The organism is Vibrio sp. R11-SG3-ISO3-SZ (assembly GCF_059834345.1).
In genome coordinates, this window is the sequence record NZ_JCBDGX010000072.1 from 1 (window position 1) to 10,003 (window position 10,003).

General features: G+C 46.9%; 11 protein-coding genes. 7 read left to right on the forward strand and 4 right to left on the reverse strand.

Annotated features, from left to right (window positions below):
- The coding region (locus tag AC6R1O_RS09340) for an FGGY-family carbohydrate kinase (RefSeq protein ID WP_500656908.1) at positions 1 to 688 on the forward strand (688 nt) is incomplete at its 5' end.
- 50 nt (positions 689 to 738) lie between these two features.
- Here the strand turns inward: AC6R1O_RS09340 and AC6R1O_RS09345 are convergent.
- Complete coding sequence (locus AC6R1O_RS09345) at positions 739 to 996, reverse strand: YgjV family protein (RefSeq protein WP_334551815.1); 258 nt, start codon at positions 994 to 996, stop codon at positions 739 to 741.
- Positions 997 to 1,296: 300 nt separating this feature from the next.
- Entirely contained in the window at positions 1,297 to 1,611 is a 315-nt protein-coding gene (locus tag AC6R1O_RS09350; RefSeq protein WP_334551816.1) for a DUF496 family protein, read from the reverse strand.
- A 221-nt stretch (positions 1,612 to 1,832) separates the two neighbouring features.
- Between AC6R1O_RS09350 and AC6R1O_RS09355 the strand changes: the two genes are divergently transcribed.
- The 6 genes from AC6R1O_RS09355 (at position 1,833) to luxQ (ending at position 8,096) form a co-directional block, all read left to right on the forward strand.
- Entirely contained in the window at positions 1,833 to 2,054 is a 222-nt protein-coding gene (locus AC6R1O_RS09355; protein WP_500656909.1) for a hypothetical protein, read from the forward strand.
- A 53-nt stretch (positions 2,055 to 2,107) separates the two neighbouring features.
- Complete coding sequence (locus AC6R1O_RS09360; RefSeq protein ID WP_500656910.1) at positions 2,108 to 2,773, forward strand: YceH family protein; 666 nt, start codon at positions 2,108 to 2,110, stop codon at positions 2,771 to 2,773.
- Positions 2,774 to 2,776: 3 nt separating this feature from the next.
- A complete protein-coding gene (locus AC6R1O_RS09365; protein WP_500656911.1) occupies positions 2,777 to 3,082 on the forward strand; it encodes a GIY-YIG nuclease family protein in 306 nt (101 codons plus the stop codon).
- 80 nt (positions 3,083 to 3,162) lie between these two features.
- Positions 3,163 to 4,308: a conjugal transfer protein TraF gene (locus AC6R1O_RS09370; RefSeq protein WP_500634038.1), complete on the forward strand. Its 1,146-nt coding sequence runs from the start codon at positions 3,163 to 3,165 to the stop codon at positions 4,306 to 4,308.
- A 186-nt stretch (positions 4,309 to 4,494) separates the two neighbouring features.
- Positions 4,495 to 5,553, forward strand: coding sequence for an autoinducer 2-binding periplasmic protein LuxP (locus tag AC6R1O_RS09375; RefSeq protein WP_500656914.1), 1,059 nt, complete (start codon positions 4,495 to 4,497; stop codon positions 5,551 to 5,553).
- Positions 5,550 to 8,096, forward strand: coding sequence for a quorum-sensing autoinducer 2 sensor kinase/phosphatase LuxQ (gene luxQ / locus AC6R1O_RS09380; protein ID WP_500656912.1), 2,547 nt, complete (start codon positions 5,550 to 5,552; stop codon positions 8,094 to 8,096). Before AC6R1O_RS09375 ends, luxQ begins: the two co-directional genes overlap by 4 nt.
- Positions 8,097 to 8,135: 39 nt before the next feature.
- Here luxQ and AC6R1O_RS09385 read toward each other — a convergent pair whose 3' ends face one another.
- Both AC6R1O_RS09385 and glpD read right to left on the reverse strand, forming a co-directional pair.
- Positions 8,136 to 8,801, reverse strand: coding sequence for a PilZ domain-containing protein (locus AC6R1O_RS09385; protein WP_500625296.1), 666 nt, complete (start codon positions 8,799 to 8,801; stop codon positions 8,136 to 8,138).
- A 106-nt stretch (positions 8,802 to 8,907) separates the two neighbouring features.
- Positions 8,908 to 10,003: glycerol-3-phosphate dehydrogenase (glpD, locus tag AC6R1O_RS09390; protein WP_500656913.1), on the reverse strand; the 1,096-nt coding region annotated here is incomplete at its 5' end.

A 10,003-nucleotide genomic window follows, 5' to 3' on the forward strand; every position in this document is an offset into this window, starting at 1 on the left:
AAAAGTGACCTCGCATAATGGACTGCTGACGACGCTCGCTTGCGGCCCGAGGGGGGAGCCCAGTTATGCGCTAGAAGGTGCGGTATTTATGGGGGGCGCATCGATTCAGTGGCTGAGAGATGAGCTTAAGCTGCTCTCTGATGCGAAAGATTCTGAATACTTCGCAACCAAAGTGGCGACCTCAAACGGAGTGTATGTCGTGCCTGCATTCACCGGTTTGGGCGCACCGTATTGGGATGCGTATGCGCGAGGCACCATCGTCGGACTGACGCGTGGGACCAGCGCGAATCACATTATCCGTGCGACGTTGGAAGGCATTGCTTATCAAACCCGTGATGTGATTGACGCGATGCAAAGTGATTCTGGCATCAAACTCGAAGCGTTGCGTGTTGATGGCGGCGCAGTGGCGAATAACTTCCTGATGCAATTCCAAGCCGATGTGCTGGATGTGGATGTGATGAGACCCAAGGTCACCGAAGTCACTGCGCTTGGGGCGGCGTATCTTGCCGGGCTAGAAGTCGGTTTTTGGGACAGCTTGGATGAGTTGAGTAACAAAGCAGAAATCGATCGCCAGTTTACGCCACATCATGATGAAGAGAAACGCCAACGTCGATACAAAGGGTGGAAGCGCGCCGTCAGCGCTGCGCAGGCGTGGGCTGCATTGCATGAAGAGGACGACGACGAATAAAAAACGCCCTCGCTACAGTGAGCGAGGGCGTCTGTCTAATTAAATCAGAATTAAGCGGCGCTCGTTACTTTTTCAGCGCTGCTTTTTTTTTCGCTTTGCATTTTGGCAAGGAAGTAGACGTTCACACAAGCGATGAAACCGTTGGTGACCACCACTGGCCACGCATCAATCATCAAGCCGTAAGCGGTGAATAAACCACAACCAACGAAGTTTAGAATGCGAAGTTTAACGATATCTTTCATGGTAAGTGAGATTGCGACCATGATAGACGCCGCGTAACCCAAAATTTCAACCATATTCATGTCCATAATTTGACCCTCATAATGTATCTAGGCAGTGTCTGTGCCCGACCCAATTCTTCTCGTCATGAGATAAGTGAGGAAGCTCCGTGCCTCGAATGGTCAGTTGATTAACTGTGGTGGACTATAGCAGGGAGAAATGTGTGACGAAACCCTCAATTTGCGTAACGGAGAAGGTTAGCGATTACGCAAACGTTTTACGTCAAGAGACAAAGGAAAATAACGATTTGTGTTGAACGTCAAAGTCTTTGAGACTAAAAAAGCCCGCAGTTGATGCGGGCTCGATAAGCGGTAAAATGACGCTGAGGGTTATTTCTTCCCTTGTGCCACTTTATCTTCTTCAGTAAGTTCGCGAATACGGCGGCTGATTTCACGGCGTTCTTTTGAAATTTCAGCACTTTTGATGATGTGGTCATCGACGCGATCTTCGTAATCCGCTTTCATGTTTTTGATGATCTGCGTGATTTCTTCGGTGCTCATGGTTGGCTTGATGTAATCCAGTAGGTTATCGAGCAAATCGACACGTTTCTGGTTATCACGAACTTTCTTTTCGTTGTCTAGAAGTTCACGCTTGAGTTTATTTTTACGACGAGCCTGAGCTACGATTTCAAATACACCACTCATAGTAGGTTCCTTTCCTAATTCTCATAAAGACTGACACGATTAAATCACATCATGTCGCAGGTGAATAGTCTTTAGATCAATCATTACAGCATGTTGACGCTTTTATCGCCGGTCACTCTGGGCAAGAGCAACGCAGTGATTGAGCCCATAGGAAAGTTCAGGCTATTATCAGGGAACCTCTTCAAACTGGATTGTTTTCAACATTCACTATGTGTCAATCAATGCTACGTCACTCGTCTATTTTATTTAACCTCGCTTCCGTTGTTGAAGACGACATTGCTACTGCTGTTGAGGCGTCACCTAAGACAGAGAAAGTGGCCAACGCGTATCGCTCTGAACGTACGCGTCAAGAGATCACAGAAGTCGAACTCAACCGTAGCAAGATAGTGATGATGGACAACAATGGTAATATCAAAAGAATCCCACTCATTGGTGAGCACTAGCGCATGACATTGCGTGCAAAGTACGACATCAAGAGCCACGTTAAGGATCTAACATGAATATAGAACTGACCCCTTTAGAAGCCCGTGTGATCGGTTGTCTCATCGAAAAAGAAGTCACGACACCGGACTATTATCCGCTGACACTCAATAGCTTGACAGCGGCCTGCAATCAGAAAAGTAACCGTGAGCCCGTTATGGCGCTTAGCGACTCAGAAGTGCGTGACGCGGTCGATAGCTTGATTGCACGCCGTTTGGTCAGTGACGAAAGTGGCTTTAATAGTCGCGCGAATAAATTCCAACACCGTTTTTGCAACACCGAATTTGGTGATTTGAAATTAACCGATCAAGAAAAGGGGCTGGTGTGCTGCCTACTGCTCCGTGGTGCGCAAACGCCAGGTGAACTTCGCTCTCGTACCAATCGACTGGCTGAGTTTACAGATGTGAAAGAAGTAGAAGCGCTGCTCGACAGCATGGCGTCACGCGAGCAGGGGCCTCTTGTGGTTAAGCTCCCTCGTGAGCCTGGCAAACGTGAATCTCGTTATCAGCATCTATTCAGTGGCGCTGTCGATATCGACGTTATTCATCAAAGCCCTGTTTTGGCGCGGGCAGCCGGCGATTCTGACGCACTGCAACGCATCGAGCAATTAGAGCACGAAGTCGTAGAGCTCAAAGCCTCCTTTGAGGATCTGAAAGAACAACTTGCGTTATTGACGTCATAACAGATGGAAACAAGCGATAAGGAAGCTCCGTGCTCGGCGTGGTACGTCTATTTTGTCCGTACCCGCTCAAACTCACTGTATTGTGGGATAACCACAGACGTCGAGCGCCGATTCTCCGAGCATTGCGGCGGAAAAGGCGCCAAGGCGCTGAAAGGAAAAGGACAGCTAACCCTTGCCTGGTCGAGCTATGTCGCGGACTCGCGCAGTCAGGCCAGCAGGGTGGAAGCGCGGTTAAAGAAACTGAGCAAAAGCAAGAAGGAAGCAATCGTATCTGGTCACTTGTTATTCACTCAGGCGATTGATGCTTGATAAATAAAAGATTTACCTGATGGTTTGTAATATTTTGTATTAACCTTAGAGATGAAATCATACTAAAGGTTGATATGGATATGAGACTAACAACGAAAATTTCATCAGTGGCAATGTTAACAGTACTTTCGTTACCAGCGAACAGTGCGACGTTTGTCGCGGACGCTCGCGGCAACGGTATGGGCAACACAGGCGTCACGAGCGCTGACTACCTGCTCGGAGCGTTTTATAACCCTGCTTTAGTGGCCGTTCATCGTGAAAATGACGACTTTGGTTTATTGCTTCCATCGATTGGGGCAAACGTTCGAGATGGAGACGAATCGCTCAAAGTGATTGACGATTTGCAAGACACGATAGACCGCTTTGACCCGAATAATCCAGATCCTGCAACAGAGGATCAGCTCAACGCCTACTTGGATCAATTGGCGGATGATAAACCATTAGGTGTGAATGGTGGCGCTGGCGCTGCAGTTGCGTTTCCCATCAACACCCTATCAGCAAATGTCTTTGTGCGCGGTTACGCGGATGTAATAGGCAAAACCAACATTGCTGACGATTCAGACACTCAGGCCCGTTATGAGAACTCAACTGTTAATTTGTGGGCCTTTGGTTACACAGAGGTGGGTGTGGCTCTTGCAAAGCGCATCACGCTTGGTGGTCAAGACATTGCCATAGGTGTCACGCCGAAATACCAAGAGTTGAGAACCTATAAAGAGACGATTTCCGTCGAAGACTTCGATATTAGTGACTACGATCAAAGTGAAAACAAGCAGAGTCACTTCAATATGGACCTCGGCTTTGTCTGGTTCTATCAAAACTTGCGTTTAGGCATAGCCGCAAAGGATCTGTTTAGCAAAGATATCGAAACTTTAGATGGCCTCGATAAATACGCTTTTAATACCCAGGTGACCGCTTCGGGTTCTTACGTATCAGACTATTTTGTTGCGGCATTGGATGTTGATCTTACCAAACAAGAGCGTTTCGAAGTATCTGCTCTAGGTGTAGAGGATGATACCCAGTTTGTGCGCTTCGGTATTGAAGGCAACGCATTTGGCTGGGCACAACTGCGTTTAGGTTACCAAGTTGATTTAGAAGAGACGTTAGACGATTCAGTGACGGTTGGCTTGGGTATTAGCCCCGGTGATTTAGTCAGTCTTGACCTTGCTGGCAGTTACGCGGGCGACAACCAATTTGGCGCCTCTGCAAACTTGGCATTTACCTTCTAAAATATACTGTTAGGACTGATCAAACAAACGCTTGTTTGATCAGTCTTTGAGGTTAACGTGGCGACAAAAGCGTGTTACTGTACAAAAGCTCGTTAAACGGCGTATTTGGCAACAGTTGGCTAGAGTATAATGAGAAAAAACAATAACCTAATAAGAAAGTTTGGTGTTGGCTTGGTGCTGTTTTCTATGATTACCACAGCGCAGGCCACGCAGGTACTGGATGGGTATTGGCAATATGACCAATACTTGGACGAATTTCCAACACAGCGAGTGCTGACCGAATCTCTTGGGGAGGCAGTGCGAAACGCGCCGGTTCCACTAGCGGCTAAGCAAGAGAAATCGATTTCTATTTCTGTTATCTATCCTGGTCAACAAGTCTCCGATTATTGGGTGCGTAATATCAAAGCTTTTGAAATGCGCTTAGATAGGCTGGGCATTCGTTACGAAATCAATCAGGTATTTACCCGTCCGAATGCGGATGTTCGTCAGCAGAGTTTGTCATTACTCGAAGCAGTACAAAGTAAAACTGACTATTTAATCTTTACCCTTGATACCACTCGACACCGCAAGTTTATTGAACACGTACTGAGTTCGACTGACACTAAACTCATATTGCAGAATATCACCACACCAGTTCGGGCTTGGGCCGATCAGCAACCTTTTTTGTACATCGGATTTGACCATGTCAAAGGTACGGAGGTTTTAGAGCAACACTATAAAGAAGTCACGGACAAGCAAAGCCGTTACTCAGTGCTCTATTTTTCTGAAGGTTACGTCAGTGATGCGCGAGGTGATACCTTTATCGAGGCGATGAGTCACCATGACAATTATGTGTTGTCTTCATCGTTTTACACTCAAGCGACGCGTGAGTCAGGCTACGAAGCGGCAAAACTGGCTTTAGAACGCGATCCTTCGATTGAGTTTATGTACGCATGTTCAACCGATGTGGCACTTGGCGCATCAGATGCGCTTAAAGAGCAAGGACGAGAGGATATCTTGATCAATGGTTGGGGTGGAGGTAGCGCCGAATTAGATGCGCTTGCCGATGCTCATTTGTCGTTTACTGTAATGCGCATGAATGATGATACTGGCATCGCGATGGCAGAAGCGATCAAATGGGATCTAGAGAGTAAACCGGTTCCGCAAGTATACTCCGGTGATTTTGAATTGGTCACAGCAGGTGACGATTCCGAGCGTGTGCGGTCGCTAAAGCAGCGCGCATTTAGGTACTCAGATCAACCATGAGTAAAACCGTGAGTCGTAGCAAGCACAAACTTGCCACCTTATTGACTAACTCAATTTTCTTGACCATTGTGTTTTTAACCATGGTCATGCTGGTGCAAAACTACCAAGTGAATCAACAGGTGGTTGAGCAAGAAGTGGCGCGTTCCAAGCAGCAAACTCAGAGCCTTGTTCAGGAAAATTTCAATTACCGCTTGAGTGCACTTGAGATCCAGCAAGACAGCTATAGCTTAAACGATGGTTTGTTCGAGGCTGTTGCGCGAAACGACGACGACGCCGTCATCCGCATTTTTGACGGCATTGACCAACGCACCGCCAGTCTTGCACCGGATTTTCGATTTGTCGCCTCGCGTGATCAAGTGGCCTGGGCGGATTACAATTTTCAATTTTATGGTATCACCCAAGCGCAGATCCAACACCTCCATGATGAGACGGTGGCAAGTCGTGCTTGGCGTTTAGAACAATTGCCCACGCCACTTGGCGTGCGTTATGTCCTGCTTCGGCGCACCGCCATTGTTAACTTAGATACTGGTGAAGTGTTTGGCCACGCATACATCGCTGTAGTGTTGAATGACAACTTCTCCTGGGTCAACTCGATACTTAAAGCAAGTAACGCCAATGATTTGATGTTTGTAGTGGGTTCAGACATTATCGCATCGAGTACAAAAAACAGCGATTTGCGCCATATAGATTGGCTTGCCGCTGCCACAAAGTCATTCAATGCCAGTGAATTTACGGTGTCAAAAACCGATCTAACCATCAACGAGTCGCCCACTTATTTATCGGTTTATACCATTCAGAGCAATGAACACATCATGTTGTTTGTTAAAACACGCTACATCTGGATGGTTGTGATAGCCGTACTCATTGTGGCGATTACGGTATCGACACGCTATTGGATTGGGCGTCGCTTATCGAGCGAACTGCAAACTTTGATGGATTACACCGAAAGCACATCAGAGTCGATGACACTCGAGCCCTTTTCGGGGTCCACAATCAAAGAGTTTGACCACATAGGTCATGCCTTTCAAAGCTCGTTTCAACGTATTCGTCAACAGGAGAAGCAATTCACTGATTTGTTCAACTTCTCCCTCTCTCCAATCATGCTATGGGACGTCAATGGGGAGTTGATTCGTATGAACCCCTCTGCAGAGCGCGCATTTCGAGAGAGCAGTCGCGCTAGTGACGGGGGAGCAAGCATGGTTGAGTGCCTTACCCCTCACATTCGAATGTGCGCCAAAGGCGCAACGCTCACCGGCATCAATACCACCATAGGCACTAAGACGTACCGGTGGAATCTGTCTCCCATTCATGTTGATAACACAGAGCTACAAATCATGGCTCAAGGTCAAGACGTGACGAGCCTGATTGAGGCCGAAGAGCAGAGTAAGCGTGCCCGAGAAGAGGCCCTTGAATCAGCACGTATGCGGGCAGATTTCCTAGCAAAAATGAGCCATGAACTACGCACACCACTCAACGGTATTTTAGGGGTTTCACAGTTACTCAAACATAAACTCAAAGAGCCGAGTAATATCGAGAAAGTCGATGTTTTATGTAATAGTGGCGAGCACTTGCTGGCGGTGTTAGATGATATTTTGGATTTTTCCAAAATTGAGCGTGGAAAATTTAACATCGAACGCATTGATTTTAAGCTGAGCGAACTCACCAGTGCGGTCGACAATATTTTTAGACCACTATGCCAAGAAAAAGGTATCGGTTTTGTTGTGGAAAGCAATTTCTCTGACCAAGTTTGGGCGCACAGTGATCAAGTTCGTTTGAATCAAATACTGTTTAATCTCGCTAGTAATGCGGTCAAGTTTACACATGACGGGCAGGTGACGGTGCGTATTCACCTAGTGGGTGACGAAGACGAGCAGTTACTCGAAATTGTCGTCGAAGATACCGGAATTGGTATTGACGGTGAGCGGCTTAAACACATTTTTGAGCCGTTCGTCCAAGCTGAATCGACGACCACTCGCGAATACGGAGGCAGTGGCTTAGGTTTAGCTATTGTGCATAGCTTAGTGGAAATGCTCGATGGCACCGCGGATATTGAGAGCATCAAGGGCGAGGGGACGATCTTTTCTGTTCAACTGCCTATCCACACTAAAATTGCCGATGAAAAACAAGCACAAAGTGGGTTGCAATTTGATCCGAAAACCTTGTTCGATCGCGCGCTCTCAGTATTGCTTGTTGAAGACAACCATACCAATGCCTTTATTGCCAAAGCCTTTTGTGAAAAGTACGGCATGGAAGTGACGTGGGTAAAAGATGGCTACAATGCCCTTGAGTTGTTGCAAGCTCAGGTGTTTGATTTGGTATTGATGGACAACCAACTGCCTAACCTTGGTGGCATCGAAACGACGGCAAGGATTCGCAGTGAACTCCAATTAACCGTGCCTGTTTTTGCTTGTACCGCAGATGGAATGGAAGATACGCGCAGAGCCTTTGAACAAGCTGGGGCGAATTACGTCATCGTCAAGCCGATCAAAGAGTCGGCATTGAATGTTGCGTTCCACTACTTTAAACAACATTTCTATACCTAGTCGAGGTGAAGCAGCCACCCTATTCATTTGGTAGGGCGTTTAAAACTTCGAATGCAAATGCGCTTGCTCTAGAAACAACGTCTTTAACTCTTCAGTCAGCTCAAGTTCAGGGCTAAATTTTATGCCTAATTTATGACCTGACTTTTCCTTGTTGATACTGACAATGGAGTATTTGGGCGGCTTAGGCAACGTTTTCGATAGGTCATTGTGCAACTCTATGGCGCTGCTGGTGGAGAGTTCGTTTTCACCAGTAATAAACACCGCACAGCCTGAAACAGATACGTCGACGATCGTTGCCTGATAGCTGACGTTGTTTGAGCGTATCTCGACAGGCATATGAACAGAGAACCGTTCATGATCGCGGATGGTTTTGGTGGCGAAATGACTAGGCTCACGGACGCACAACATGTGGCAAGGTTGATTCAGCTTGCACATCACAGACGATTTAAACGCAACCACATGGCCGAGTTTACTGGCGGTGATTCCTCGAACAATCACTTCAGTGTTGGTCAATTTTCGCATGATCAGCGCTTCGGCGGCCTTTTGAGGAAAATCTAAAACGAAGAATTGAGATTCTTTATGGCCAATGTAGCTCGATGTAAAGCTAAACTCATCGTTGGGGCCAAAATTGAGTGTGACAGACAGTTTCACGCCGGGTCTAAGCAGTGTGTACAGTTCGTCAAGCGTTTCGTGGGTGTGAGTCATAGGTATCATGTAACCCTGTATCAGGTTTCTTGTTAATCACTATAATGAAACCTGATACATAATAAAGCCGCAATCGCGAAAAATATGACACCGATTTGTGAAGCTATTACACAGCGCCCTCATAAATAGGCGTATCCTGTTTGCAATGACAAATCGCAATATAGTCACTGATCGCGTCAATTTGCTCTTGAGTGCACAATAAATGCAATTTTGAGCGGCGCGTCAGTATGTCGTCTGCTTCATACCCCATCTCTGTGGTGATGAGAAAATCGATTTCTCGTTGATAGACACCTTGCGCAAATTTCATTCCCAAGTCTTGCTCTTTTTGCGCATTACCAAGAAGTAAGAAGACGCGCGAACCATAGGCTCTTAACCAACGATTGAGTGTATATGAATCGAGATAGGGAGCCTTGGTCTGAAGTGCGGACTTCGCATCTTTCCAATCAAAATCTAAACCACCCGGTAAAGGTGTCTCTGCTGTCCAAGCCGGTAATACCTCCAAATATTGACTCAGCTGCTCCATTGCCGCTTCAGCCAGTTTTCGATAAGTGGTCAGTTTCCCGCCAAAAACGGACAGTACAGGCGCATCGCCATTACGCCCATCGATAGATAGAGTGTAATCACGAGTGATGGCTTGGGGTGAATCGGACTCATCGTCACACAGTGGTCTTACGCCGCTGTAGTCTGAAATGATGTCTTGAATCGACAGTTGGTGACGAAAATGTCGGTTTACTACGTCGAGGAGGTAATGTTTCTCTTCATCGGAGATCGCGACGTTACGTGGATCTCCTTGATACTCGACATCAGTGGTCCCTATGATTGAAAACTTCTCCATGTATGGAATAACGAAGACGATACGTTTATCTTCGTTTTGCAGAATATATGCTTGAGGTTCATCGTGAAGTTTTGGCACGATGATATGCGACCCTTTAATCAGGCGGATGCCATAGGGCGAAGTAACGTTCGCTTGCTGAGTGAGAAATTCTCTCACCCAAGGACCTGCTGCATTAACCAGTGTTTTACTTAGACGCTCGTGTGCGACGCCGGTGCGTTTATCGTAGAAAGTGACGCGCCATAAGCCCTTGTCTCTGACTGCCGAGGTCACTTCACAGTAGTTGCTGACTTCGGCACCATTTTGTTTCGCGTGGAGAATATTCTCAATTACCAAGCGTGCATCATCCACCCAGCAATCGGAATACTCA

Excerpts from the sequence above, each read along its gene's own strand:
- AC6R1O_RS09375 (WP_500656914.1), top strand. The coding sequence starts at position 4,495 with ATGATTACCACAGCGCAGGCCACGCAGGTACTGGATGGGTATTGGCAA.
- AC6R1O_RS09370 (WP_500634038.1), top strand. The coding sequence starts at position 3,163 with ATGAGACTAACAACGAAAATTTCATCAGTGGCAATGTTAACAGTACTT.
- AC6R1O_RS09345 (WP_334551815.1), bottom strand. The coding sequence starts at position 996 with ATGGACATGAATATGGTTGAAATTTTGGGTTACGCGGCGTCTATCATG.
- AC6R1O_RS09360 (WP_500656910.1), top strand. The coding sequence starts at position 2,108 with ATGAATATAGAACTGACCCCTTTAGAAGCCCGTGTGATCGGTTGTCTC.
- AC6R1O_RS09365 (WP_500656911.1), top strand. The coding sequence starts at position 2,777 with ATGGAAACAAGCGATAAGGAAGCTCCGTGCTCGGCGTGGTACGTCTAT.
- AC6R1O_RS09350 (WP_334551816.1), bottom strand. The coding sequence starts at position 1,611 with ATGAGTGGTGTATTTGAAATCGTAGCTCAGGCTCGTCGTAAAAATAAA.
- AC6R1O_RS09355 (WP_500656909.1), top strand. The coding sequence starts at position 1,833 with ATGCTACGTCACTCGTCTATTTTATTTAACCTCGCTTCCGTTGTTGAA.
- luxQ (WP_500656912.1), top strand. The coding sequence starts at position 5,550 with ATGAGTAAAACCGTGAGTCGTAGCAAGCACAAACTTGCCACCTTATTG.
- AC6R1O_RS09385 (WP_500625296.1), bottom strand. The coding sequence starts at position 8,801 with ATGACTCACACCCACGAAACGCTTGACGAACTGTACACACTGCTTAGA.